This window comes from Pseudomonas sp. WS 5078 (assembly GCF_012985745.1).
GTDB classification, from domain to species: Bacteria; Pseudomonadota; Gammaproteobacteria; order Pseudomonadales; family Pseudomonadaceae; genus Aquipseudomonas; species Aquipseudomonas lundensis_A.
Window position 1 is genome coordinate 94578 of record NZ_JAAQWX010000006.1, and the last position, 25144, is coordinate 119721.

Annotated in this window: 25 protein-coding genes; 16 read left to right on the forward strand and 9 right to left on the reverse strand. The window is 59.5% G+C overall.

Going from position 1 to position 25144, the window contains the following annotated elements; all coding sequences use genetic code 11:
* The gene (locus tag HBN68_RS10335; RefSeq protein ID WP_094992154.1) at window positions 1–642 is read right to left on the reverse strand and encodes an oxidoreductase; all 642 of its coding nucleotides are present in this window, start codon (window positions 640–642) and stop codon (window positions 1–3) included.
* A gap of 61 nt (window positions 643–703) precedes the next feature.
* Window positions 704–2386 carry a C13 family peptidase gene (locus HBN68_RS10340; RefSeq protein WP_169963955.1) on the reverse strand — a complete coding sequence of 561 codons (1683 nt, stop codon included), beginning with the start codon at window positions 2384–2386 and terminating at the stop codon, window positions 704–706.
* A 170-nt stretch (window positions 2387–2556) separates the two neighbouring features.
* Here HBN68_RS10340 and HBN68_RS10345 point away from each other — a divergent pair, with 170 nt between their 5' ends.
* Genes HBN68_RS10345 through HBN68_RS10355 form a run of 3 tightly spaced genes read left to right on the forward strand, consistent with a single transcriptional unit; the run spans window position 2557 to window position 4245 of the window.
* Window positions 2557–2919 carry a CidA/LrgA family protein gene (locus HBN68_RS10345; RefSeq protein WP_094992156.1) on the forward strand — a complete coding sequence of 121 codons (363 nt, stop codon included), beginning with the start codon at window positions 2557–2559 and terminating at the stop codon, window positions 2917–2919.
* On the forward strand, window positions 2916–3632 hold the full coding sequence (locus tag HBN68_RS10350) for an LrgB family protein (RefSeq protein WP_094992157.1): 717 nt from the start codon (window positions 2916–2918) through the stop codon (window positions 3630–3632). Before HBN68_RS10345 ends, HBN68_RS10350 begins: the two co-directional genes overlap by 4 nt.
* Window positions 3633–3642: 10 nt before the next feature.
* Complete coding sequence (locus HBN68_RS10355; protein WP_169963960.1) at window positions 3643–4245, forward strand: LON peptidase substrate-binding domain-containing protein; 603 nt, start codon at window positions 3643–3645, stop codon at window positions 4243–4245.
* A gap of 22 nt (window positions 4246–4267) precedes the next feature.
* Here HBN68_RS10355 and HBN68_RS10360 read toward each other — a convergent pair whose 3' ends face one another.
* Both HBN68_RS10360 and HBN68_RS10365 read right to left on the reverse strand, forming a co-directional pair.
* Window positions 4268–5584, reverse strand: a complete 1317-nt coding sequence (locus tag HBN68_RS10360) for a bifunctional DedA family/phosphatase PAP2 family protein (protein ID WP_169963963.1) — start codon at window positions 5582–5584, stop codon at window positions 4268–4270.
* Window positions 5585–5632: 48 nt separating this feature from the next.
* The gene (locus HBN68_RS10365) at window positions 5633–6343 is read right to left on the reverse strand and encodes a DNA-3-methyladenine glycosylase (RefSeq protein ID WP_262373502.1); all 711 of its coding nucleotides are present in this window, start codon (window positions 6341–6343) and stop codon (window positions 5633–5635) included.
* Window positions 6344–6478: 135 nt separating this feature from the next.
* Here HBN68_RS10365 and HBN68_RS10370 point away from each other — a divergent pair, with 135 nt between their 5' ends.
* The 13 genes from HBN68_RS10370 (at window position 6479) to HBN68_RS10430 (ending at window position 18894) form a co-directional block, all read left to right on the forward strand.
* Window positions 6479–7750 carry a glutamate-5-semialdehyde dehydrogenase gene (locus HBN68_RS10370; protein ID WP_094992160.1) on the forward strand — a complete coding sequence of 424 codons (1272 nt, stop codon included), beginning with the start codon at window positions 6479–6481 and terminating at the stop codon, window positions 7748–7750.
* Window positions 7751–7754: 4 nt separating this feature from the next.
* Window positions 7755–8441: a nicotinate-nucleotide adenylyltransferase gene (nadD, locus tag HBN68_RS10375; RefSeq protein ID WP_169964090.1), complete on the forward strand. Its 687-nt coding sequence runs from the start codon at window positions 7755–7757 to the stop codon at window positions 8439–8441.
* A gap of 70 nt (window positions 8442–8511) precedes the next feature.
* Complete coding sequence (gene rsfS, locus HBN68_RS10380) at window positions 8512–9006, forward strand: ribosome silencing factor (protein ID WP_047279125.1); 495 nt, start codon at window positions 8512–8514, stop codon at window positions 9004–9006.
* A 9-nt stretch (window positions 9007–9015) separates the two neighbouring features.
* Window positions 9016–9483, forward strand: coding sequence for a 23S rRNA (pseudouridine(1915)-N(3))-methyltransferase RlmH (gene rlmH / locus HBN68_RS10385; protein ID WP_003444191.1), 468 nt, complete (start codon window positions 9016–9018; stop codon window positions 9481–9483).
* 12 nt (window positions 9484–9495) lie between these two features.
* Window positions 9496–11391 carry a penicillin-binding protein 2 gene (gene mrdA, locus HBN68_RS10390; protein WP_169963965.1) on the forward strand — a complete coding sequence of 632 codons (1896 nt, stop codon included), beginning with the start codon at window positions 9496–9498 and terminating at the stop codon, window positions 11389–11391.
* A gap of 31 nt (window positions 11392–11422) precedes the next feature.
* Complete coding sequence (gene rodA / locus HBN68_RS10395) at window positions 11423–12526, forward strand: rod shape-determining protein RodA (RefSeq protein WP_047274257.1); 1104 nt, start codon at window positions 11423–11425, stop codon at window positions 12524–12526.
* A gap of 5 nt (window positions 12527–12531) precedes the next feature.
* Complete coding sequence (gene mltB, locus HBN68_RS10400; RefSeq protein ID WP_169963967.1) at window positions 12532–13554, forward strand: lytic murein transglycosylase B; 1023 nt, start codon at window positions 12532–12534, stop codon at window positions 13552–13554.
* A complete protein-coding gene (locus HBN68_RS10405; protein WP_094992165.1) occupies window positions 13554–14552 on the forward strand; it encodes a septal ring lytic transglycosylase RlpA family protein in 999 nt (332 codons plus the stop codon). Before mltB ends, HBN68_RS10405 begins: the two co-directional genes overlap by 1 nt.
* 176 nt (window positions 14553–14728) lie before the next feature.
* Complete coding sequence (locus HBN68_RS10410; RefSeq protein ID WP_094992166.1) at window positions 14729–15886, forward strand: D-alanyl-D-alanine carboxypeptidase family protein; 1158 nt, start codon at window positions 14729–14731, stop codon at window positions 15884–15886.
* Between the two features lie 79 nt (window positions 15887–15965).
* Entirely contained in the window at window positions 15966–16241 is a 276-nt protein-coding gene (locus HBN68_RS10415) for a DUF493 domain-containing protein (protein ID WP_094992167.1), read from the forward strand.
* The gene (lipB, locus tag HBN68_RS10420) at window positions 16241–16894 is read left to right on the forward strand and encodes a lipoyl(octanoyl) transferase LipB (protein WP_169963969.1); all 654 of its coding nucleotides are present in this window, start codon (window positions 16241–16243) and stop codon (window positions 16892–16894) included. Before HBN68_RS10415 ends, lipB begins: the two co-directional genes overlap by 1 nt.
* A 1-nt stretch (window position 16895) precedes the next feature.
* Complete coding sequence (lipA, locus tag HBN68_RS10425) at window positions 16896–17936, forward strand: lipoyl synthase (protein WP_094992169.1); 1041 nt, start codon at window positions 16896–16898, stop codon at window positions 17934–17936.
* Window positions 17937–17940: 4 nt separating this feature from the next.
* Window positions 17941–18894 (forward strand): LD-carboxypeptidase, encoded by a 954-nt coding sequence (locus HBN68_RS10430; protein ID WP_169963971.1) that lies wholly within the window; start codon window positions 17941–17943, stop codon window positions 18892–18894.
* Window positions 18895–18931: 37 nt separating this feature from the next.
* On the opposite strand, the gene HBN68_RS10435 is transcribed toward HBN68_RS10430, so the two are convergent.
* The 5 genes from HBN68_RS10435 to leuS all read right to left on the reverse strand — a co-directional run bounded on the left by HBN68_RS10435 (window position 18932) and on the right by leuS (window position 24948).
* The gene (locus HBN68_RS10435; protein WP_094992171.1) at window positions 18932–20236 is read right to left on the reverse strand and encodes a lytic murein transglycosylase; all 1305 of its coding nucleotides are present in this window, start codon (window positions 20234–20236) and stop codon (window positions 18932–18934) included.
* A 50-nt stretch (window positions 20237–20286) separates the two neighbouring features.
* Window positions 20287–20436 (reverse strand): alternative ribosome rescue factor ArfA, encoded by a 150-nt coding sequence (arfA, locus tag HBN68_RS10440; RefSeq protein WP_003444166.1) that lies wholly within the window; start codon window positions 20434–20436, stop codon window positions 20287–20289.
* A 129-nt stretch (window positions 20437–20565) separates the two neighbouring features.
* The gene (gene holA / locus HBN68_RS10445) at window positions 20566–21603 is read right to left on the reverse strand and encodes a DNA polymerase III subunit delta (protein WP_169963973.1); all 1038 of its coding nucleotides are present in this window, start codon (window positions 21601–21603) and stop codon (window positions 20566–20568) included.
* Window positions 21604–21645: 42 nt separating this feature from the next.
* Window positions 21646–22251 carry an LPS assembly lipoprotein LptE gene (lptE, locus tag HBN68_RS10450; protein ID WP_094992173.1) on the reverse strand — a complete coding sequence of 202 codons (606 nt, stop codon included), beginning with the start codon at window positions 22249–22251 and terminating at the stop codon, window positions 21646–21648.
* A gap of 90 nt (window positions 22252–22341) precedes the next feature.
* The gene (gene leuS / locus HBN68_RS10455) at window positions 22342–24948 is read right to left on the reverse strand and encodes a leucine--tRNA ligase (protein ID WP_169963975.1); all 2607 of its coding nucleotides are present in this window, start codon (window positions 24946–24948) and stop codon (window positions 22342–22344) included.
* Window positions 24949–25144: the final 196 nt, after the last annotated feature.

The following is a 25144-nucleotide window of genomic DNA, read 5'->3' on the forward strand; positions in this document are numbered from 1 at the left end:
TTACTTGCCCAGCTTTCTCAGTTCGTCGGATTCAACCACCCGCACGTCCTTCTGCTCTTCGAGCGCCAGGCGCCACAGCGCCCGGGCCAGGTCACAGGCTTCAATGCCGTGATACTTGCCCGGGATCAGTTTTGAGAACAAACCTGCAATTTTCTCTGCTGGCCGTTCGTCCAGGCGTTCGCCGATGAGCAGCGATGGGCGGGCAATGGTCAGTTGAGGCCATCCCTGCGCGCGCAAGGATTGCTCCATCTCACCTTTGACCCGGTTGTAGAAAATGGACGACTCCGGGTCTGCGCCAATTGCACTGATGACGATCAAATGCCTGGCGCCCATTTCACGCGCGCGTTTGCCAAAAGCCACGACCATGTCGTGATCCACGGCGCGAAAGGCTTCTTCGGAGCCAGCCTGCTTGATGGTGGTCCCCAGGCAACAGAACGCCACCTCGACCTCGCCACTGAGCAGGGGCAAAAAGGCTTCGGGTTCGCCGACCGGGTTCTCAAGGCGCGGGTGGGCGGCCAGCGGTTTGCGCGAGGGGGCGAGTACGCGTACTACCGTAGGTTCGTTGAGCACACGGTCGAGTAAATGTTCACCGGTCAGGCCGGAGGCACCCGCTATCAGGATGTGCTGAGGCGTCAGGTACATGCGAAATCTCCCTTGATACATTCAGCTTAGTCACTCTGGGCGTCCATGCTGTTCCATCGGATTAATACAACGCTTGCCGCGCTTGTTGCTCACGCAGGCGCTGCCAGTGGTTCAGGACGCCTTTCGGTGCCCAGATTTGAGGTGCGGATGCATCGAAATTGTCGGCCTGTTCGCGCTCGGCCACGTATTGCTTGGCCAGTGTGAACGCTTGCTGCAGGTCGTCGGTCTGGTTCAGGGCCTGAGCGAACAGGGCGTTGCCGAAGTAGGTGAAGTCGGCTTCTTCCGAGCAGCCAAACGAAACCTTGTCAGCGTCGGAAGCGGTCATGATCAAGGTTTTTTCATCCTTGAGCGCCGGTATGAATCCGCCCGAGTAGCAGGCAGAAATCACAATGATCTTGTCGCGATGCTTCAACGGGGCAAGCGCGGCGGCCAACTCCTCGGCGGGCAGGTCTGCCAGTTCAAGGCGCGGCTGGTCGAGCACCAGTTCGTGATCGTGGGTGCCGTGGCTGGTCAGGTAGATGAACACCAAGTCTTCCGGGCCCGTGCGCTCGGCCAGGGTCTTGGCGGCACGGTGCAGGTTTTCACGGGTGGCCATGGGGCGATCCATCAAGTGGTCGCGATGGTTGACCAGGCTGATGTTGCCGCGGCTGCCGAAACGGCTGGTGAGCATGTCGCTGACGTAATCGGCTTCACGCAGAAAGACGCTTTGCTTGCCGTCGCCGCCCAGCACCAGGCTGTACAGCTCTACCGCCGGGGTGGTGTGTGGAACCGCTTTGAGGGCCTGGTCAAGCAACTTGCCCTGATTGAGCAGGCCCAGTTCAAGCGGGTCCGGCAGCAGCTCGCCTTTTTCGTCGCGCACGCGCAGCCCGTTGATCCAGTAGCCTTTCTCGACCGAGCCGTCGCTCAGCGTCAGGGTGCCATAGCCCTGATACGTGTCATTGGCGAAATCACCGACATAGCGGCTGCCATCGGCCATGTTGAGCTGGCCGGGACCATTGAAGCGCCATTCGTTGAATTGGCCGCGGTAGTGGCTGCCATCAACGCCGATGAACTCGCCTTTGCCGGTCAGCGCGCCGTCCTTGAACTCACCGATCCACACGTCGCCGTCAGCGTTTTCGAAGCGGCCCTTGCCGTTGAGCTGGTTGTCCTTGAACTCGCCTTCGTATTGATCCCCTTCGGCACTATTAAAAATGCCATTGCCTTCGAGCTGGCCATTGACAAAGGTGCCGGTGAATTCGTTGCCGCTGGCATCGCTGCGCTTGCCTTCGCCATGGGGTTTGCCGTGGGCAAACTGGCCCTGATACTCGCTGCCATCCTCCAGTTCCAGGTGGCCGAAGCCGGAAAACTGGTCATCTTTGAAGTCGCCGCGATAGCTCATGCCGCCTTGTTTGAGGGTGCCTTCACCTTCGCGGCGGCCTTGTTTGAAGCCGCCGACGTAGTCGCTGTCGTGGGTGGTCAGGCTGCCTTGTCCGTTGTACAGGCCACCCTCGAATTTGCCGCGGTACACGTCCCCATTGCTGGCGTGCCATTCGCCCTGGCCCTGAAACACCCCATTGCTGAATTCCCCCGCGTACCAATTGCCGTTCGGGTAGTCGATGCGGCCTTGGCCCTGCAACAGACCATTGACCACTTCGCCGCGGTAGCGCCCGCCATCAGGCAGGCGAGCGTCCGGGGGCAACAGCGATTCGCCGTCACCGCAGGCCGTCAGCAGCAACGTCAGAGCAAGGGGTACAAATGGGCGCATGGCAGGATCCGAAAAGTTAGGCCTGCGAGTATGCCGCAGCAATGGAAGCCGCTCTATAGGGCGACATGAAACATCCTGTGATATTCCCGAAGGCCCCTGCCTTTAGCCAAGCCAGGCTGTGGTGAGCGTGCTTATAATGCGGCGCAAAAAAAGATCGCTGGAGATGAGAGATGTTGTTACGCGGCCTGACCTGGCTGGTGCTGTTTCAATTGCTCGGCACTGCCCTCAATCACTTGTTCATCCCTGTGCTGCCCGGCCCGATCATCGGGTTGTTGCTGCTTTTGGTCTTTCTGATCGTGCGCGGTGAAGTCAGCGAGCCCTTGAGTCAGGCGGCCAGCGGTCTGTTGCGCTATCTCCCGTTGCTGCTGGTGCCACCGGCGGTGGGCGTGATGGTTTACGCCAGTGATATTGCTGCCGATTTTTGGGCGATTGTTGGCGCGCTGGTGCTGTCGCTGCTGTTGTCGATGGCGTTCGTGGGTGTGCTGATGCAGCGTTTGCTCAAGCGTCATCAAGCGCCGGAGGAGCGGCCATGACCTTGGAATGGCAAGGCGCATGGCAGGCTGTGATCCATCATCCGCTGTTCGGCATTGGCATTACCCTGGGTGCCTATCAGATGGTGCTGGCGGCTTTTGAGAAAACCCGCTGGATTTTCCTGCAACCGGTATTGGCTTCGATGCTGCTGGTTATCGGTGTGCTGCTCAGTTGTGGCCTGAGCTACGACGAATACCGCAAAAGCACCGATATTCTGAGCATCCTGCTGGGGCCGGCCACTGTGGCGCTGGCCGTGCCGCTGTACTTGAACCTGCGAAGAATCCGGCAACTGTTCTGGCCCATCTTTACTACGCTGGTGATTGGGGGTGTGTTTGCCACCGGTCTCGTGGTGGTGTTGGGCTGGTGGTTCGGCACCGAGCACATGGTGCTGATGACGCTGGCGCCCAAGTCGGTGACCTCGCCGATTGCCATGCTGGTGGCGGAGCAAATCGGCGGTGTCGCAGCACTGGCGGCGGTGTTTGTGCTGATTACCGGGGTCATTGGCGCGATTGCCGGGCCGGGCTTGCTTAGCCTGCTGCATGTTCACAGCGCTGAAGCGCGGGGCATGGCGCTGGGCATGACGGCTCACGCAGTCGGGACGTCAGTGGCCTTGCAGGAAGGTGAAGAGTGCGGCGCCTTCGCGGCGTTGGCGATGAGTTTAATGGGTGTGGGCACGGCGGTATTTCTACCGTTGGCCGTCAGCCTCATGGTGTAAGGACGTAGACATGACATTGCCGTTGTTTCCTCTCAAGACTGTGCTGTTTCCCGGGTGTGTACTGGATCTGCAAATTTTTGAGGCGCGCTACCTCGACATGATTAGCCGTTGTATGAAGCAGGGGAGCGGCTTTGGGGTGGTGTGCATTCTGGAGGGTAGTGAAGTGGGCGATGCTCCCGAAGACATTGCACTCATCGGGTGCGAAGCGCTCATCCGCGATTTTCAACAGCAGGAGAACGGCCTGCTGGGCATACGGGTCGAAGGCGGGCGCCGCTTTGAAATTCTGAGCATGGACCTGCAGCGCGACCAGTTATTACAGGCCGACGTTGAATGGCTGGACGAGATCCCCGAACAACCCCTGGCGGACGAAGACCAAGACTTGCTGGCGCTGCTCAAAGCGTTGGCCGAGCACCCCATGGTGGCGGCGCTGAACATGAACCCTGACGTTGTGGGGCAGCAATCGCTGGCCAATCAACTGGCCTACTTGCTGCCTTTTGCCGAGGAAGACAAGCTTGAACTGCTGCAAGTCGATGATCCGCAGCAGCGTCTGGACGGTATTCAGGTGTTGCTGGACGAAATGCAGGGCGAGTATCAAGGCGAAACCTTGAATTGATCCCCGCCCTGCGTTTCAGCTGTCAATACGCGTAGCGCAGCAGCTCTTTGGACATGTGCGCCAACATAAAAAAGCCATACAACGCCATGCTGGCGGGCAGGATCAGCCACCAGACTTTCTGCGGTACGGGGCTTAATGGCATGTAGCGTTGACACAGGGCCAGACCGAAGGCATTGACCGTGATTGCCAACAACGCACCGGCCATGATGTCTGTTGGCCAGTGAGCGCCGAGGTACACCCGCGACATGGCGACGGTGATCGCCAGCAGGCATCCCAGCAATACCCACGTGATACGCATACGCTGCGGTTGCTCGCGCCCGGCAAGAATCGCCAACGCCACAAAGAACGCAAACGCGCCCGAGCTGTGGCCGCTGGGCATGCTGTAGCTGGTCAGCGGATCAACCAGTACGTCAGGGCGAACCCGGGCGAAAAACAGCTTGGTGGCGGTATTGGCCAGCGCTGTGAATAACGTCACCCCGCCGAAGAAAAACATCGCGCGCCATTGCCGGGTCAGCAACAGGATGATGCACACCAGTGCCGCCGCCAGAAACTGGGTGCGGAAGTTGCCGATTTGCGTCACCAGCACGGCGGCCATGTCCATGGTGCTGCTGCGATGTTCCTGCACCAGCGCAGAAATGCCCTGATCCAGCGCTGTCATGTACGGGTAGCCAGCGAACAACGCCAACAGAAGCGTCAGGCTCAGAGCACCGATCAGCAAGGTGGCCCTGGATTGACGCCGAATGCTGGCGTTGATGCTCAACCCCAACAAGGCCGCCAGCCCGACCGCGACTATCGCCGCTTGTGGCCAGAAGCCGTCAGGCAATGGCAAGCGGATGGCGGCCCCGGTCGCCCAGCCGGGCAGCAGGTACGCCACCGACCAGCCAATGCCGGCCAGCAGGCTGACGCCGATAAACCGCGGGATGGGCATGTCGCACATGCCTGCCACCATCGGCAACATGGGGCGTAGCGGGCCGATGAAGCGCCCCACCAGCAAACTGACGATGCCGTACTTGTGAAAGTAACCTTCGGCGCCGTTCATCCACTCGGGGTGAGTGCGCAGCAGCGGCAGGCGCCGAATATTCTGATGGAAGCGTCTGCCCAGCGCGTATGAGGCAACATCTCCCAGCAAGCCGCCGAGAAAGCCGAGCAATAACGTTTCGCCCAGGGACAAGGCGCCGCTGCCCGCCATAACGGCGATTGCAAACAACAGCACGGTGCCCGGCACAATAATCCCGGCAATGGCCAGGCATTCAACGCACGCCACAATAAATACCGCGAGGCCCAGCCACTGCGGGTTGGCTGTTAGCCAGCCAGTTACGCTATCGAGCCATGGGCCCATGTTTCAATTTCCTTTTGATCGTCGGTTAAGTCTTTTAAGCAGTGGCAATTACGCGTGATCCAGGATCACGTAGTCCTTGCCTTCAACCTGGCCGCGCCTCAACGGGTTGCGCGTGCAATACGCAGCGTAGTCAGCGTCGACAAAGCGGTACATCAGGTGTTCATCCCGCCCGTGGGGGATGCCCAGGCGCGTGGTTTGAATCACATGCGAGGGTTGTTGTGCGACGTCATCGACCCGTAAACGTTCGGGGTCGAAACATTTTGCATCCCATTCAGGCACTTTCAGGCCCAGCGCCTTGCACAGCAGGGTTTGCCCGGCGCAGAGCTTTTGGTCGGGGCGCGGTCGACCTTGAGTATCGGGGTTGTTGCGCTGCATGAGCGCCAGACTGTCCGGGCCTGATAAGTCGTCGACCCATGGGTAAGCCGATTTGATCAATACCGCATTGCCCGGGCCGTGGGCACTGAAGTTCAAGGAATCGCCGCCGCGAGCGTAGTACATATAAATGTGCCCGCCATCGAGAAACAGCGCCTTGCGCTTTTCGGTGTAGCCCAGCGAGGCATGGCTGCCTTTGTCGACGCAGTAATACGCTTCGGTTTCGATAATGCGCGCACTGAGCCACAGGCCGTTGACCCGGTGGCGGATGACCTTGCCCAAGAGTTCGCGGGCAACACGTTGAGCATCTCGGTCGAAAAAGGAATCCGGCAGCACGTTTGGCATCTTCAGGGCTATCACATCAGTGGCTAAAAGGGCGCAGATCATAGCAAGACCTGCTTAATTCGCGCTGAACACTGTGTATTTGTGGTCCATTTCGACCATCCGCCTGCCACCGCTGTGCGTAAGGCAGCATGATCGCTATAATCGGCCGCTTTCCTCTCTGCCAAGACCATTGAGACCATGACTGAGTCCGTTCTTGACTACATGACCCGCCTGGGTCGCGCTGCCCGTGAAGCTTCCCGTGTGATTGGCCGAGCCAGCACCGGGCAAAAAAACCGTGCCTTGCTGGCGGCTGCCGCTGCCCTGGACGCTGCGCGACCGGAACTGACTGCCGCCAATGAGCAGGATCTGGCGGCGGGTCGGGCCAATGGTCTTGAGCCTGCCATGCTGGAGCGCCTGGCGCTGACCCCTGCGCGCATCGACGGCATGATCGTCGGTCTGCGCCAGGTGGCCAGCCTGCCGGACCCGGTCGGCGCCATTCGTGACATGAGCTACCGCCCTTCGGGTATTCAGGTGGGCAAGATGCGCGTGCCGTTGGGCGTGGTCGGTATCATTTATGAGTCGCGCCCCAATGTGACCATCGACGCCGCGAGCCTGTGCCTGAAATCCGGCAATGCCACCATTCTGCGCGGAGGCTCCGAGGCGATTCACTCCAATCGGGCCATTGCAGCCTGTATCCAGCGAGGTCTGGCCGAGGCCGGTCTGCCGCCGGCGGTGGTGCAAGTCGTTGAAGTGACCGATCGCGCAGCGGTTGGTGCCTTGATTACCATGCCTGAATACGTGGACGTGATCGTGCCCCGTGGCGGCAAAGGCCTGATCGAGCGAGTCAGCCGTGATGCACGGGTGCCGGTCATCAAGCATCTGGACGGCATTTGCCATGTGTATGTCAGCGCCCATGCCGACCTGCCAAAGGCGCAACGTATTGCGTTCAACGCCAAAACGTACCGCTACGGCATTTGCGGGGCGATGGAAACACTGCTGGTGGATCAAGCCGTTGCGGCCGAATTTCTGCCCGCGATGGCTGAGCAATTTCGCGCCAAGGGCGTCGAACTGCGTGGTTGCGAGCGCACCCAGGCGCTGATTGACGTTGCGCCGGCCACAGAAGACGACTGGCACACCGAATATCTGGACGCGAAGTTGTCGATCCGCGTGGTCGACGGGCTGGACGCGGCGATTGAACACATCAACCACTATGGCTCCCATCACACCGACTCGATCGTCACCGAACATCAAGGCGACGCCCGGCGTTTCATGGCTGAAGTGGACTCCAGTTCGGTGATGCTCAACACCCCGACCTGCTTCGCGGATGGATTTGAATACGGATTGGGTGCGGAGATTGGCATTTCTACTGATAAGCTGCACGCCCGCGGCCCGGTGGGTCTCGAAGGTCTGACCTGCGAGAAGTACATTGTGGTCGGTGACGGACAACTGCGCGGTCAGGAGCCGGTGTGATTTGATCGACCTTGAAGCGTCCGCGCACGCAGCGAAGAACGACGCGTTACCCCGGCGCATAGGCGTCCTGGGTGGAACCTTCGATCCGGTGCACATCGGGCATTTGCGCGGCGCGCTGGAAGTCGCCGAGATGATGGAACTCGATGAGCTGCGTCTGACACCCAACGCCCGGCCGCCCCATCGCGACACGCCACAGGTGTCGGCGCATGATCGTCTGGCGATGGTCCAGTGCGCGGTTGAAGGAGTGGCTACGCTGGTGGTAGACGCCCGGGAACTGCAACGGGACAAGCCGTCCTACACCATTGACACCCTGGAACTGATGCGCGCCGAACTGGCCGCTGATGACCAGTTGTTTTTATTGCTGGGTTGGGACGCGTTTTGCGGCCTGCCCACATGGCACCGCTGGGAAGAGTTGCTCCAGCATTGCCATATCCTGGTGCTTCAGCGCCCGGATGCCGACAGCGAACCGCCGGATGCCTTGCGCAACCTGCTGGCAGCGCGCTCGGTAAGCGACCCGCTGGCCTTGAAAGGGCCGAGCGGACAGATTGCATTCGTCTGGCAGACACCGCTCGCGGTATCCGCCACCCAGATCCGTCAACTGCTGGCCAGCGGTAAGTCGGTACGTTATCTGGTGCCCGACGCGGTCCTGGCCTACATCGATGCGCACGGACTGTACCGTGCGTCGAACTGAAAAGGCGTGTTTCAAGGCGCGATTTGACGTGTATTGAAACACCCGAACATACGAGCAAAACGAGTTTTATATGACCAACAAAGATGTAAGCAAAGTTAAGCGCAAAGGCACGTTCAAGAGCGCACCCCTGCCTGAAAAAGCCCAGCCGACTGAAATCCTGAAAGGCGAAGAACTGGTCAAAGTGGCCGTGACGGCTCTGGAAGACGTCAAGGCTCAGGACATTCAAGTGATCGACGTGCGCGACAAGCACAGCATCACCGACTTCATGATCATTGCCACCGGTACGTCGAACCGTCAGATCGGCGCGATGCTGGACAAGGTTCGCGAAGCGGTCAAGGCACTGGGTGTCAAACCGTTGGGCGAAGAAGGCAAGGGCGACAGCGACTGGGTTCTGCTGGACATGGACGACGTGATCGTTCACATGATGACCGCCAGTGCACGTCAGTTCTACGACCTGGAGCGTCTGTGGGCCGGTGCGGAACAAAGCCGTGCAGGCAGCGCTGCTCACCACAGCCCGGAAAACACCCACGAGCATTTCCTCAAGCTCAACAAAGACCAAGAGTAAGGGTTAGCTGTGCGCCTGCGTTTGATCGCTGTCGGTTCGCGTATGCCTAAATGGGTGGAAGAAGGCTGGCATGAGTATGCCAAGCGTCTGCCATCCGAGCTGGCCCTTGAACTGGTAGAAATACCGCTCAATACCCGCGGCAAGAATGCCGACGTGGCCCGCTTCATCCGTCAGGAAGGCGAGGCCATGCTGGCCAAGGTCGGTCCGGGGGAGCGCATTGTCACGCTGGAAGTGCATGGCAAACCCTGGAGCACCGAGCAGCTGGCGGTCGAACTGGACCGCTGGCGCCTGGACTCGCGCACCGTGAACTTTATGGTCGGCGGCCCCGAAGGGCTGGCGCCGGAAGTCTGTGCACGTGCCGATCAGCGCTGGTCGCTGTCGCCGTTGACGTTGCCGCACCCGTTGGTAAGGATTCTGATTGGTGAGCAGTTGTATCGCGCCTGGACGGTTTTGTCCGGGCACCCTTATCACAAATAGTCAGCGTCCCGAATGTCTCAGCCAATTCGCCTCAAAGACCACGAGAAAGACGCACGTCTTGTGCGCAGCCGCGTCGTGGTCGGCGCAATTGTGGTGGTGGCGCTCATTTGTGCGCTGATTGCGCGTCTGTACTACTTGCAAGTCGTGCAGTACGAGTACCACTCGACCCTGTCTGAAAACAACCGGGTGCACGTGCAGCCGATCCCCCCGACACGCGGCCTGATTTTTGACCGCAACGGTGTGGTAATCGCGGACAACCGGCCCAGCTTCAGCCTGAGCATGACCCGCGAGCGTTCCGGTGACTGGCAGCAAGTGCTCGATGTGATTGTCGAGGTGTTGCAGCTCACGCCGGAAGACCGCGCCTTGTTCGAAAAGCGGATGCGGCAGGGGCGTAGGCCCTTCGAGCCGGTGCCCATTCTGTTTGAGCTCACTGAAGAACATATCGCCCGAATTGCCGTGAACCAGTTCCGCCTGCCCGGGGTTGAAGTGGTTGCGCAACTGGTACGTCACTACCCGCAGGGCGCGCACTTTGCGCATTCGGTGGGGTACATGGGGCGGATCAACGAGAAAGAACTTAAAACCCTCGATCCGGTGAATTACAGCGGCACCCATCACATTGGTAAAACCGGCATCGAGCGCTTCTATGAAGCTGAGCTGCACGGTCAGGTGGGTTACGAAGAGGTCGAGACCAACGCCCGCGGCCGCGTGTTGCGCGTGCTCAAGCGAACGGACCCGATTCCCGGCAAAGACATCGTGCTCAGCCTCGACATCAAATTGCAGGAAGCTGCCGAGGAAGCGCTGGCCGGGCGTCGTGGCGCCGTGGTGGCGTTGAATCCGAATACCGGCGAAGTCCTGGCGATGGTCAGTCAGCCGAGCTTCGACCCCAACCTGTTTGTCACCGGTATCAGCTTCAAGGCATATGCCGAATTGCGCGATTCGATCGACCGTCCGCTGTTCAATCGCATCTTGCGCGGGCTTTACCCGCCGGGTTCGACCATCAAGCCTGCGGTGGCGATTGCCGGACTCGACAGCGGTGTGATTACCGGTGCTTCACGGGTCTACGACCCTGGCTACTACATGCTGCCCAATTACGATCACAAGTACCGTAACTGGAACCGCAGCGGTGATGGCTATGTGGACTTGGACACGGCGATCATGCGTTCCAACGACACCTACTTTTATGACCTCGCCCACAAGCTGGGGATTGATCGTCTGTCGTCGTACATGAATCAGTTTGGTATCGGCCAGAAAGTCTCGCTCGACATGTTCGAAGAGTCCGCCGGTCTGATGCCGTCCCGCGAGTGGAAGCGGGCGACGCGGCGCCAGGCATGGTTCCCGGGCGAAACCCTGATTCTGGGGATCGGCCAGGGCTACATGCAGTCCACACCCCTGCAACTGGCCCAGGCCACGGCACTGATTGCCAGCAAGGGCAAATGGATCCGTCCGCACCTGGCCAAGACCATTGAAGGCGTACCGCCCGTTGACCCGAACCCGATGCCCGACATCGTGCTGCGTGACCCGTCCAACTGGGCCAAGGTCACCCACGGCATGCAGCAAGTGGTGCATGGCGCACGTGGGACGGCGCGGGTGGCGGGCGTTGGTGCGCAATACCTGATCGCTGGCAAGAGTGGTACGGCGCAGGTGGTGGCGATCAAGCAGGGCGAAAAATATGACCGTTCCAAAGTTCAGGAGCGCCATCGCGACCACGCGTTGTTCGTAGGCTTTGCCCCGGCTGACAACCCGCAGATTGCGGTCTCGGTCATGATTGAAAACGGTGAGGCGGGCAGCCGCGTCGCGTCGCCGGTCGTGCGCAAGGTCATGGATGCCTGGTTGCTGGATGCAGAAGGCAAGCTCAAACCTGAGTACGCCAGCCCTTCAAAGGCGGAGGTTACGGCCCGTGATGAGTAATTTTGATCGCATGCTCTCCAGTGAGGATGTGATGCGTCGACGTGCCTCGCTGTTGCAGCGTTTGCACATTGATGGCCCGCTGCTGATTTTGCTGTTGACCCTGGCGGCCGGCAGTCTGTTTGTTCTGTACTCCGCCAGCGGCAAGAGTTGGGACCTGCTGAGCAAGCAGGCCACTTCGTTTGGTATCGGCCTGGTGTCAATGTTCATCATTGCTCAGCTTGAGCCCCGCTTCATGGCACGCTGGGTGCCGATTGGCTACCTGATCGGCGTGTTGTTGCTGGTGGTGGTGGACGTCATGGGCCACAACGCCATGGGCGCTACGCGCTGGATCAACATTCCGGGGGTGATCCGCTTCCAGCCTTCGGAGTTCATGAAGATCCTGATGCCAGCGACCATCGCCTGGTACCTCTCCAAGCGCACGCTGCCGCCCCAACTCAAACACGTGGCAATCAGCCTCATGCTGATTGGCGTGCCCTTTGCGCTGATTGTGCGTCAGCCCGACCTCGGCACTGCGCTGCTGGTACTGGCCGGCGGCGCGTTTGTACTGTTCATGGGCGGCCTGCGCTGGCGCTGGATTCTCAGCGTGCTGGCGGCCACGGTCCCGGTCGCTGTGGCCATGTGGTTTTTCGTGATGCACGACTACCAGAAGCAGCGCGTATTGACCTTCCTGGACCCTGAAAGCGATCCGCTGGGCACCGGCTGGAACATCATTCAATCCAAGGCCGCCATCGGCTCAGGCGGCGTGTTTGGCAAAGGCTGGTTGCTGGGCACCCAGTCGCACCTGGACTTCCTGCCCGAAAGCCACACCGACTTCATTATCGCGGTCATGGGCGAAGAGTTCGGCTTGGTGGGCATTTGTGCCTTGCTGCTGATTTACCTGTTGTTGATCGGTCGCGGCCTGGTGATTACGGCCCAGGCGCAGACGCTGTTCGGTAAATTGCTGGCGGGCAGCCTGACCATGACGTTTTTTGTTTATGTTTTCGTCAACATCGGTATGGTCAGTGGCCTGTTGCCGGTGGTGGGCGTGCCATTGCCGTTCATTAGCTACGGCGGAACTTCGCTCGTGACGCTGCTGTCAGCGTTTGGGGTTTTGATGTCGATCCACACACATCGCAAGTGGATCGCGCAAGTTTGATTAAGGTGAAGAATTCAATGCAAGTAATGCGTGGCTGGGCTGCTCGATACGCGTCCTGGGTAGGCCTGTTGGGTCTGTTCGGGGCGGCGCAAAGCGCAGTGGCCGGCGACTATGAAGGCTCGCCCCAAGTGGCTGAATTTGTCGGTGAGATGACCCGCGATTACGGGTTCGCCGGTGAACAGCTGATGGACGTATTCCGTGAGGCTCAGCGCAAGCAGAGCATCCTGGACGCCATTTCGCGCCCGGCCGAGCGCGTCAAACAGTGGAAGGAATACCGCCCGATCTTCATTTCGGATGCCCGCGTGGCACGTGGTGTCGATTTTTGGCGTGAGCACGAAGCCGCGCTGGCCCGCGCCGAGCAGGAATATGGCGTACCGGCGCAAGTGATTGTGTCGATTATCGGCGTTGAAACCTTCTACGGCCGCAACACGGGCAGCTACCGGGTGATCGACGCGTTGTCGACGCTGGGCTTCGATTACCCGCCGCGTGCTGAGTTCTTCCGCAAAGAGCTGCGCGAATTTTTGCTGCTGGCCCGCGAGGAACAGGTTGATCCGCTGACCCTCAAAGGTTCGTACGCCGGAGCAATGGGTTTGCCGCAGTTTATGCCGAGCAGCTTCCGCGCCTATGCCGTGGACTTTGATAACGACGGCCACATTAATATCTGGAGCAACCCGGACGACGCCATTGGCAGTGTGGCCAGCTACTTCAAGCGCCATGGTTGGGTCGCGGGGGAGCCGGTGGTGATTCGCGCCGATGTCCAGGGTGATAGCGCAGACCAAGGCCTGACCCAGGGTATTGAGCCTGTGAAAACAGTCGGGGAGTTGCGAGCGCTGGGGTGGTCGAGTCATGATGCGCTGCGTGACGACATGCCGGTCACCGCTTTCCGTCTCGAAGGCGATAACGGCCCTGAATACTGGATGGGCCTGAAGAATTTTTATGCGATTACGCGTTACAACCGTAGCGTGATGTACGCCATGGCAGTGCACCAACTGTCCGACCTGCTGGTTCAAGCACGGGGCAACAAGTAATGCCGTTTCTAGCGATCCGTACACCCTTGAAAGTCGCTGCCTGCGCCGCCGTCGCGTTGCTGGTGGTGAGTTGTTCCAGCAGTCGCTCTACCGCGCCGCAGCAAAAGTCGGCCCCTGTGGTGCGCGCCACCCCCGGTCTGGATATCAACCGGGCGCACAAGGACGGCGCACCGTGGTGGGACGTAGACGTCTCGCGTATCCCGGACGCGACGCCAACCCTGCACACCGGACCGTACAAGGCCAACCCGTATACCGTGCTGGGTAAAACCTATTTCCCGATGCAAGAATCCAAGACATACGTGGCCTCGGGCACGGCGTCCTGGTACGGCACCAAGTTTCACGGTCAGAACACCGCCAATGGCGAGGTGTATGACCTGTACGGCATGAGCGCAGCGCACAAAACCTTGCCGCTGCCCAGCTACGTCAAAGTGACCAATCTGGACAACGGTAAAGCCGTGGTGCTGCGGGTTAATGACCGTGGCCCGTTCTATTCGGACCGTATCATCGACTTGTCCTACGCAGCGGCCAAAAAGCTCGGTTATGCCGAAACCGGAACGGCGCGCGTCAAGGTGGAAGGCATCGACCCGCAACAATGGTGGGCGCAGCGCGGTCGACCTGCGCCGTTGATGCTCAATGAGCCGAAAATGGCCCAGAATGCGCCGGGCCCTACCATCGCCACCGGCAAGGTGGAGCAATGGACGCCGCCTGCGCAGCAGCACGCTACTGATGTCGTGCCAGTGCCGCGTATGGCTGGCGGTCAGGGCACGTACTTGCAGGTCGGCGCCTTTGCCAACCCGGATGCTGCAGAGTTGCTTCGTTCCAAGCTCAGTGGCATGGTCAGTGCCCCCGTATTTATCAGCTCGATTGTGCGCAATCAGCAGACCTTGCACCGTGTGCGGCTGGGGCCGATTGCCTCGGCCGGCGAAGTACAGCAAGCGCAAAACAGCGTGAGACTGGCCAATCTGGGCCAGCCAAGCGTTGTGACATCGGATCAGTAACACTGATTAACGCGTTGGGCCCTGAAGGTTTGGGGCTCAAACGCAGTTGCAGCGACAAAGAACAAAAGCCCTGCGAGGGGGTGCCTGCAACTGAATACGCGACAGCCTCTATAACAGGGCTGTCAGAACAGTTTTGCCCGCGAGGGTAAGTTTCCATCAACAATTTCGAGAGACGGATGAACATCACCACCTTTGCCAAACGCCTGTGCCTGCTTGTCCCGCTGATCATTACGCCTGCCGCCTGGGCAGCCGAAATGATGCCGTCGCCGCCACAGCTTGCCGCCAAATCCTACGTGCTGATGGATGCCAATAGTGGCAACGTGCTGGTTGAGAACAATGGCGACCAGCGCCTGCCCCCAGCCAGCCTGACCAAACTGATGACCGCGTACATTGCGACGCTGGAAATCCGTCGTGGCCAGATCGGTGAGAACGACCCGGTCACCGTCAGCGAGAACGCCTGGCGCACCGGTGGTTCGCGCATGTTCATCAAGGTCGGCTCCCAAGTGTCGGTCAGCGATCTGCTGCACGGGATCATCATTCAGTCGGGTAACGACGCCAGTGTTGCATTGGCTGAACACATTGCCGGCAGTGAAGATGCGTTCGCGGACCTGATGAACAAGACCGCCGCCGAGCTGGGCATGACCAATAGCCACTTCATGAACCCGACCGGTCTGCCAAACCCTGAGCACTATTCGTCGGCGCATGACATGTCGCTGCTGGCCCGCGCGATCATCCACGAAGACCCCACTCACTACGCGATCTACTCGCAGAAAGAGTTCTTCTGGAATGGCATCAAGCAGCCTAACCGCAACCTGTTGCTGTGGCGCGACAAGACGGTTGACGGCCTGAAAACCGGTCACACCGACGAAGCGGGCTACTGCATGGTGTCTTCGGCAGTACGTGACGGCATGCGTTTGATTGCCGTGGTGTTTGGCACCAACAGCGAAGCGGCCCGTGCGGCCGAAACGCAAAAACTGCTGACCTACGGTTTCCGCTTCTTCGAAACCCAGACCTTCTATCAAAAAGGCACCGAGCTGGCGCAAGCTCCCGTCTGGAAAGGCACCACCAGCCAGGTCAAAGCCGGTCTGGCCAACGACCTGACCCTGACCCTGCCTAAAGGCCAATTGAAAAAGCTGGCCGCGAGCATGACCATGAACCCGCAACTGATGGCGCCTATCGCCAAAGGTGACGTGATCGGTAAGGTTGAAGTCAAACTCGACGATAAAGTTGTTCACAGTGCGGACTTGATCGCACTTGAGCCGGTTGAGGAAGGTGGCATTTTCCGCCGCGTGTGGGATAGCATCCGTCTATTCTTCTACGGGTTGTTCAACTGATTGCACCCACCTGTGTGACCCTGCGCTTACCCCGCGCGGGGTCATGTCTGTAGTTCCGGGCTTACGAGGCCAATACGCCATGAGCGATAACGAAGTAAAGGCGCCAAAGATCGAATTTCCTCAAACCGATTACCCGATTAAGGTGATCAGTGACACCGGTGTGGGCAACAAGGACAAAATCCTCGTGATCGTGAAAAAACACGCGACGATCAACGATGATCGTGTTGACGAGCGCCAGAGCACCAACGGCAAGTACACCACCATCCAGTTGCACATTGTGGCCACGGATCAAGACCAGCTGTACAACATCAACAGCGAACTGCGGGCCACCGGCTTCGTTCACATGGTGTTGTGATGTCGCGGGCCCTGGGTTTTCGCGAGTTGTCGTTGCTGGACTACGAGCCCACATGGCAGGCGATGCAACGTTTCACCGACCAGCGCAAAGACCGGCCCGAGACGCAAGACGAAATCTGGCTGGTGGAGCATCCGCCGGTATTTACCCAGGGGCAGGCCGGCAAGGCCGAGCATTTGCTGTTACCGGGTGATATTCCGGTGGTCAAATCGGATCGCGGCGGCCAGGTGACGTATCACGGGCCTGGCCAGTTGGTCGCTTACCTGATGCTGGACGTGCGGCGTCTGGGCTTTGGGGTCCGCGAACTGGTCAGCCGGATGGAGCGCTGCCTGATCGAGCTGCTCGCCAGTTATGGCGTCAGTGCCGAGGCCAAGCCCGATGCGCCGGGGGTTTATGTGAATGGCGCGAAAATCGCCTCATTGGGCCTGCGGATCCGCAATGGCTGCTCTTTCCATGGCCTGGCCCTGAATGTGGACATGGACCTGGAACCGTTTCGACGGATTAACCCCTGTGGATACGCGGGGCTGGCGATGACCCAGTTGCGTGACCATACAGGCCCGATTGAATTTGCCGAGGTGCGTGCCCGGCTGCGTGCGCAGCTCGTCAAACACCTCGACTATGCTGAGCAGACGACCCTGACGGGCGGAATCGATTGATATGACTACTGCGCAAGACGCTGTTGAAACCCTGATCCCTACGCTGGACATCTCTGAACGTGCAGCCCGCGCCAGCGAGGCCCGTTCCAAGGTTGAGACCGGCGTCAAACTGCGCGGTGCCGAAAAGGTTGCGCGTATCCCGGTCAAAATCATTCCGACCACCGAGTTGCCGAAAAAGCCTGACTGGATTCGTGTACGCATCCCGGTTTCGCCGGAAGTCGACCGTATCAAGCAACTGCTGCGCAAACACAAACTGCACAGCGTCTGCGAAGAAGCGTCCTGCCCGAACCTGGGAGAGTGCTTCTCGGGCGGTACTGCCACCTTCATGATCATGGGCGATATCTGCACCCGTCGCTGCCCGTTCTGTGACGTGGGCCATGGTCGACCGAAGCCTCTGGACGTCAATGAGCCTGAAAGCCTGGCCATCGCCATTGCTGACCTGGGCTTGAAGTACGTAGTCATCACCTCGGTAGACCGTGACGACCTGCGTGACGGCGGCGCTCAGCATTTTGCTGATTGCATCCGCGAAATCCGCAAGCTGTCACCCAACGTCCTGCTTGAAACCCTGGTGCCCGATTACCGTGGCCGTATGGACGTAGCCCTGGACATCACGGCCGCCGAGCCGCCTGACGTGTTCAACCACAACCTCGAGACCGTACCGCGCTTGTACAAGGCTGCGCGTCCGGGCTCGGATTACCAGTGGTCGTTGACATTGCTGCAGCGCTTCAAACAAATGATGCCGCATATCCCGACCAAATCCGGCCTGATGCTGGGCCTGGGCGAAACCGATGAAGAAGTCATCGAAGTGATGAAGCGCATGCGTGAGCACGATATCGACATGCTGACTCTTGGCCAGTATCTGCAACCGTCGCGCAGCCACTTGCCGGTTCAGCGTTTCGTGCACCCTGACACCTTTGCCTGGTTCGCTGAGGAAGGTTACAAAATGGGTTTCAAAAACGTTGCTTCCGGACCGCTGGTTCGTTCGTCGTACCACGCGGATGAGCAGGCCAAACTGGTCAAAAACATGCTGGTCAGTGAGTGACTCCATGAATAGCCGGTTCACCGCGCAGGTGTCTTACAAGGCTCACTGCGCGGTGCCCGCGCTGCGTGCTGGCGGGGTGATCGGCCTGATCGCCCCGGCAGGCCCCGCCGAACTCGATCTTCACCTTGCCACCCAATGGATACAGGCACGCGGTTATCAACTGCGGGTCTTTCCGGGGGTATGGGAAAAAGACGGTTACCTGGCGGGCGCTGATACCACCCGACTGCAGGACCTGCACGACGCCTTTGCAGATGACTGCATTGACGCGATTTTATGCATGCGCGGCGGCTATGGCAGCCCGCGTTTACTCGATGGCATCGACTTCGAGTGCCTTAAGCGCCATCCCAAACCGTTTATCGGCTACAGCGACATTACGGCGCTGCACCTGGCAATCACCCGTTATGCAGGCTTCGTGACTTTTCACGGGCCGATGCTTAATGCCGACTTGTTGGGCAATAAACAGGCGCCGACTGAAACCTCACTGCTGGACATGATCAGTGGCCGACAAGCCGCCGTTTTGACCCATCCCGCCGCCTTTGCGTTGACCACCGTGGCGCCGGGTGTGGCCAGTGGGCGATTGCTGGGCGGCAACCTGGCCATGATCTGCGGCACGCTTGGCACCGCATTCGAGCTGGACGCAGACGGCATCATTTTGTTCATTGAAGACGTTAACGAACCGCTGTACCGGATTGATCGTTTGCTGACCCAGTTGCGGCTGGCAGGCAAGTTGGCACAGGTTCGGGGCGTATTGGTGGGGGATGTGGCCGGGGTGGACCCTCAGGCGTTGATGCGACTGATCGGGCAGGAACTGGGGCCTCTGGGTATCCCAGTACTCGCTGGTTGGCGCAGCGGGCATTGCGACCCGAACCTGACCTTGCCAATGGGCGCGCACGTGCGTCTGGATGCAGATAAACAGCAGTTGGTGTTAGAGCAGGACGTCGTTTCCATCGCGCCGTGACCCTCTCCCTGGGGGAGAGGGTCGGCCTGAAAGCCGCTTATTGTTGGCGCAAACTCTCCAGCAACTTGTGCGAAGGGTAGCCATCAGCGGGCCAGCCCAGCGCTTGTTGCGCGCTGCGAATCGCCTTGCGGGTATTTGCCCCGATAATGCCGTCAGCCTTGCCTGCGTCGTAATTGCGGTTGCTCAGTAACGTTTGCAGCTCGACGCGTTCGCTGCGGCTGAGTGGGCGCTCATCTTTAGGCCAATCACCTTTGATGACGCCACCGCCATTAAAGCGCTCAGACAGCAGGCCCACAGCCAGCGCATAAGATGAAGAGTTGTTGTAGCGCAGGATGGCACGGAAGTTATCCAGCACTAAAAATGCCGGTCCCCTGTACCCGGCGGGCAGCAACAAAGTGGCGCTCAGTTGTTCTGAGCCGCTTGCAGTCACAGGCACCTGAACCCCAAGCACCTGCCATTCGCTGACACTTTTACGCACCGTGCCGTCCGCCAATGCGTAGTCAAACCCGCTCGGCAGGTCGACTTCAAACCCCCAAGGCTGGCCTTGTTTCCAGCCGGAGCTTTGCAGGTAGTGGGCCGTGGAGGCCAGCGCGTCTGCCGAACTGTTCCAGATATCCCGACGACCATCGCCGTCGAAATCCACCGCATGGGTTTCATAGGTGGTGGGGATGAATTGGGTCTGGCCCATAGCCCCGGCCCATGAGCCGAGCATTTTCTCGGGCGAGATATCGCCTTCTTGAATGATCTTCAGCGCAGCGATCAGTTGGCTTTGGGCGAACTCCGGGCGGCGACCTTCATACGCCAGTGTGGCCAGGGAGCGGATCACCGATTTGTTGCCTTGAAAGGTACCGAAGTTACTTTCCATGCCCCACACCGACACCAGTGCCTGACGATCAACACCGTAGCGCTGTTCGATACGGGTCAGCAGCTCGGCATTTTGCTCCAGCAATCGCTGGCCATTGCGCACGCGCAGCGGAGAAAGGGCGCCGTCGAGGTATTCCCACACCGGGCGGCTGAATTCGGGCTGGCTACGGTCAGCCTTGATGACACCCATGTCGGGGGTGATGTCTTTGAAGGCGTTATCGAAAACCAGCGGGTTGATCCCGGCCTTCAGGGCTTGCGCACGGAAGTTGGCTTGCCATTCGCTGAAGCTTTGGGCGGGCTGGATTTCAAGGTTGTCTGCAACTGGCGCGCTGGTAATCACCGCGGGCGCGGGAGGCGTCACAGGCAGGGGTTGAGCATCGGCTGCGGTGGGTTTCTCTGCGCAGGCGACTAAAAGGATGACGCTGGAAGCAGCAATCAGTTGGCGCATCGGCCAACGGCGTTTATGACTTAAGGGCATGCGCAGGTCCAGGTAATGCGAATCAGATGCAGACCTTAACATTCCCGCCGTCAGGCAGCCAGAAAGTAAAAAGCCTCCCGGTCTCTCGACTGGAAGGCTTCGCGGCGGTAGCTGCCTTTGCCTTTGGCGGGGCGTTCCTGACGGCTGCGGAACAAGGGTTGGGCGACGATGGATTTGGCCTTGTTGGGGCGCTTGCTCATGGCAATGATTCTCGCTGGGTTGAACAAGCGCAAATCATCGGCCAGATTGTTTGATCTGTCCAGCGGGTGTTACGTGCGGGCGTTGACAGGCACCTGGGTGCTTTTACAGCGGCTACCTAGAGCAGTTGGTTATTCCGCTGGCAAATTCAGACGTTGCCCACACATCAGCAGCGCTAATCGGCTGAGGCTGCTCCAGGCAGAGCCTGCGGCTTGCCCCTTGATCTGTGCATCGATGCGTTGCGCGTCCATCAACAGTTGCGCCCAGCGCTGCGCCGAATAACGTTGCAGGGCTTTGCTCATCAGCGGTTTACGCTTGTCCCACACGGGCGGGCGTGCCTGGCTGAACGCCTTGTCCAACGGAGTGCCCTGGCTGTATTGCAGGGCAATGTTGGCCAAGACCCGTAGCTCGCGAGCCAGCGCCCAAAGGATCACAGGTGGCTCGACGCCTTCACCGCGCAAGCCTTCCAGCATGCGCAACGCATGGGCTGCCTCACCGTTGAGCACCGCGTCCACCAGCCCGAACACATCAAAACGGGCGCTGTCGGCTACCGCGGCTTGCACGGTCTCGACAGTGATCTGGCCATCTTCAGCCATGAGTTTGAGCTTTTCGATTTCCTGAGCGGCTGCCAGCAAGTTGCCTTCCACCCGTGCGGCAATCAGTTCCACTGCATCATGGGTCGCCGCCAGTCCTGCCTGCGACAGTCGCTGACGAATCCATTGGGGCAATTGATTCGCGTCCACCGGCCAGATCTGTACGAACTGAGTGTGGGCGCCTTCAATCAGCGCCTTGCCCCATTTGGTTTTCTGCGCGCTGCCATCGAGTTTTGGCAGGCTGATCAGCAGCAGGGTGTCTTCTGCGGGGCGCGAGCAATATTCGATGAGGGCTGCTGCGCCTTTGTCGCCGGGCTTGCCGGACGGCAATCGCAACTCTAGCAAGCGTTTTTCAGCGAACAACGACATGCTTGCGCCTGCCTGCAGCAACGAGCCCCAGTCGAAACTGGCGTCGGCACTGAATACTTGACGCTCATCAAACCCTTGTTGGCGGGCGTTGCTGCGGATGGCGTCTGCGGCTTCCTGACACAGCAGCGGGTCGTCGCCGCTGATGATGTAGACGGGCGACAGGCTGCCTTGCAGGTGTTTGGCGAGTTGGGCGGGGGCGAGTTTCATAGGGCTTGATAGATGACGGGGCGCCTGAGCGCCCCGCATACTTTATTGCTCAGGGACTTCGAGGGGCGACTGCTGAGGGATCGCATCTTGCGCCTGACGTGCAGCTTCGATGGCCTGGGCTTCAGCCTTGGCTTTCTCATCAGCCACTTGTTGCAGCTTGGCCAGTTGCTCAGGAGTCAGTTGCTCCAGGCGCAGCACCATCTGTTGCACCAGCTCGCGACGCATTTCAGTGTTGACCATGGCCGCTTCCTGGCCAGAACCGGTGATGTTGCTGCTGTCTTGCAGGTAGACCTTGTGCACTTCGATCTTGTTGTTGAGCAACGGCAAGTTGTGATCGCCACGGATTTCGTAGTTCAGCACTTTGGTCAATTCGTATTCCACCGAGCCACCGTTGCCGGCATAGCTGGCAGCGCGCTGGGTGTCTTGCTCGTTGGTGAGGATCAAGTGGTAAGGCGCAGCGGAGGTGATTTTCACGCCGCTGTTTTCCAGCACTTGTCGCAACTCACGCACGGTATCGCCGTAAGCGTTACGGGCTGTTACGTCGAGTTCGGTAATCGACAGCTGATTGGTGCCGGTGCCACGCAGCTGAAAACCGCAGGCGCTCAGCAAGACTGCGAGGCCCATCACCAGCAAGTTGCGTTTGATCATGTGTTGCTCCCCTTGAAACCAGATGGGCCGACGGAGCGGCCCGGAAGGTTTTGTTGGGCGCCCGCACTCAAGGCGGGCGCCTGTTCCAATTTAGCTGGCGACGATATTAACCAGTTTGCCCGGCACGACGATCACTTTACGGATGGTCAGACCATCGGTGAAACGCAGTACGTTTTCGTTGACGCGGGCAGCCGCTTCAATTTCTTCACGGCTGGCACCGGCAGGCATTTCGATCTGGCCGCGCAGTTTACCGTTAACCTGAATCACCAGTTGCAGCGTGTCCTGTACCAACGCGCTTTCGTCCAGCGTCGGCCAAGGTGCGTCGATGATGGCGCCGATGTGACCCAACCGATTCCACAGCTCATGGCTGATGTGCGGGGTGATCGGAGCCAGTAACAGGGCAACGGTTTCCAGGCCTTCCTGCAACAGGGCGCGGTCTTGCTCGGTAGCTTGCGGGGCTTTTTCCAGGACGTTCATCACGGTCATCACTTGCGCAACGGCGGTGTTGAATTTGTGGTGCTGGCCTACGTCCTGGCTGGCTTGCTTGATGGCCTGGTGAATGGCGCGACGGATGACTTTTTGATCGTCATTGAGCGAGCCGATGTCCAGTGCAGCGGGCAGGCCCTGACTGACGTGAGCTTGCGCCAGACGCCATACACGCTTGAGGAAACGGTGCGAGCCTTCTACGCCGGAGTCCGACCATTCAAGGCTGGCGTCAGGTGGCGACGCGAACATCATGAAGAGGCGGCAGGTATCGGCGCCGTACTGCTCGATCATGTATTGCGGGTCAACACCGTTGTTCTTGGACTTGGCCATTTTTTCAGTGCCGCCAATTTCAACCGGCAGGCCATCGCTGATCAGCTTGGCGCCGATGATTTTGGCCTTGCTGTCACGCTCCAGCTCGACGTCTGCCGGGTTGAACCAGGTCAGGGCGCCGTTGGCTTCGCGACGGTAATACGTTTCTGCAATCACCATGCCTTGGGTCAGCAGGTTCTTGAACGGCTCGTTGGAGCTGACCAGGCCTTCATCGCGCATCAGTTTGTGGAAGAAGCGTGCGTAGAGCAGGTGCAGGATGGCGTGCTCGATACCGCCGATGTATTGGTCGACCGGAAGCCAGTGGTCGGCAGCGGACTTCTCGACCAAACCGCCCTCATAGTGAGGCGAGGCATAGCGTGCGTAGTACCACGACGACTCGACAAAGGTGTCCATGGTGTCGGTTTCACGCTTGGCCGGCGCGCCGCATTTCGGGCAGCTGCATTCGTAAAATTCCGGCATGCGGGCCAATGGCGAACCGGCGCCATCGGGTACGACGTCTTCAGGCAAGACGACCGGCAATTCGTCTTCCGGCACCGGTACGTCCCCGCAGCTGTCGCAGTGAACGATCGGGATCGGGCAACCCCAATAGCGCTGACGGCTGATGCCCCAGTCGCGCAGGCGGAACTGGGTGCGCGATTGGCCCAGGCCTTTGGCCGTCAGGGCAGCTTCCATGGCAGTGAAGGCTGCGTCGAATTCCAGACCGTCAAACTCGCCGGAATTGATCAGTGGACCGTGTTCGTTGTACGCGTCCTGCCAAGGCGCAGGGGAGGCGTCGCCCGCGCTGGTGCGAACGACCGACTTGATCGGCAGGCCGTATTTGGTGGCGAATTCGAAGTCGCGCTCATCGTGCGCCGGCACAGCCATTACCGCGCCGTCGCCGTAGTGCATCAACACATAGTTGGCGACCCACACCGGAAGTTTCTCGCCGGTCAGCGGGTGTTCAACGAACAGCGAGGTCGGCAGGCCCTTTTTCTCTTGGGTCGCCATGTCGGCTTCTGCCACGCTGCCGCCTTTGCATTCAGCGATAAACGCTTGCAGCTCGGGGTTGGACTGCGCCGCCTGAGTGGCCAGCGGGTGCTCGGCAGCCACGGCCACGTAGGTGGCGCCCATCAGGGTGTCAGGGCGGGTGGTGAAGACCTTGAGTGTGCCTTCTTCGCCGATGGAGTCGACGTCGTAAGGGAACTGGACTTCCATGCCGCGGGATTTGCCGATCCAGTTGCGCTGCATGGTCTTGACCTGTTCAGGCCAGCCCGTCAGCTCGTCGAGGCTTTCAAGCAGCTCATCGGCATATGCCGTGATCTTGAAGTAGTACATCGGGATTTCACGCTTTTCGATCAGCGCACCCGAGCGCCAGCCACGGCCGTCGATCACTTGCTCGTTGGCCAGAACGGTCTGGTCCAGCGGGTCCCAGTTCACGGTGCCGTTTTTACGGTAAATCACGCCTTTTTCGAACAGGCGAGTGAACAGCCATTGTTCCCAGCGGTAGTAATCCGGCTTGCAGGTGGTGATTTCACGCGACCAGTCAACCGCCAGACCCAGGCTGCGCAGCTGGGTCTTCATGTATTCAATGTTTTCGTACGTCCACTTGGCCGGAGCGACGTTGTTCTTCATCGCGGCGTTTTCAGCCGGCATGCCAAAGGCGTCCCACCCCATGGGTTGCAATACGTTCTTGCCGAGCATGCGCTGGTAACGGGAGATCACGTCGCCGATGGTGTAGTTGCGCACGTGCCCCATGTGTAGCTTGCCGCTCGGGTACGGGAACATCGACAGGCAGTAGTAGGTTTCCTTGCCTGGATCTTCGCTGACTTCGAAGGACTTTTGGTTGTCCCAGAATGATTGGGCGGCGGCTTCTATTTCACGGGGCTGATATTGTTCGTGCATGGCTACTTGTACTGATAAAGGGTGGCCTAATCCTCTTCAACATACGGCCGGCTATTGTGTTGCCCGGTCAAGTTGGAGTAGGGGTTACAGGAAGTCCCGTAGCATACATGACCCCACTCTATCGAGGGAAACCCTGATTGCCTCGTCCTTCCGTTGGTCGCTGCACCGCACCGGTTTTGTGCGCGCGACTAAGCTT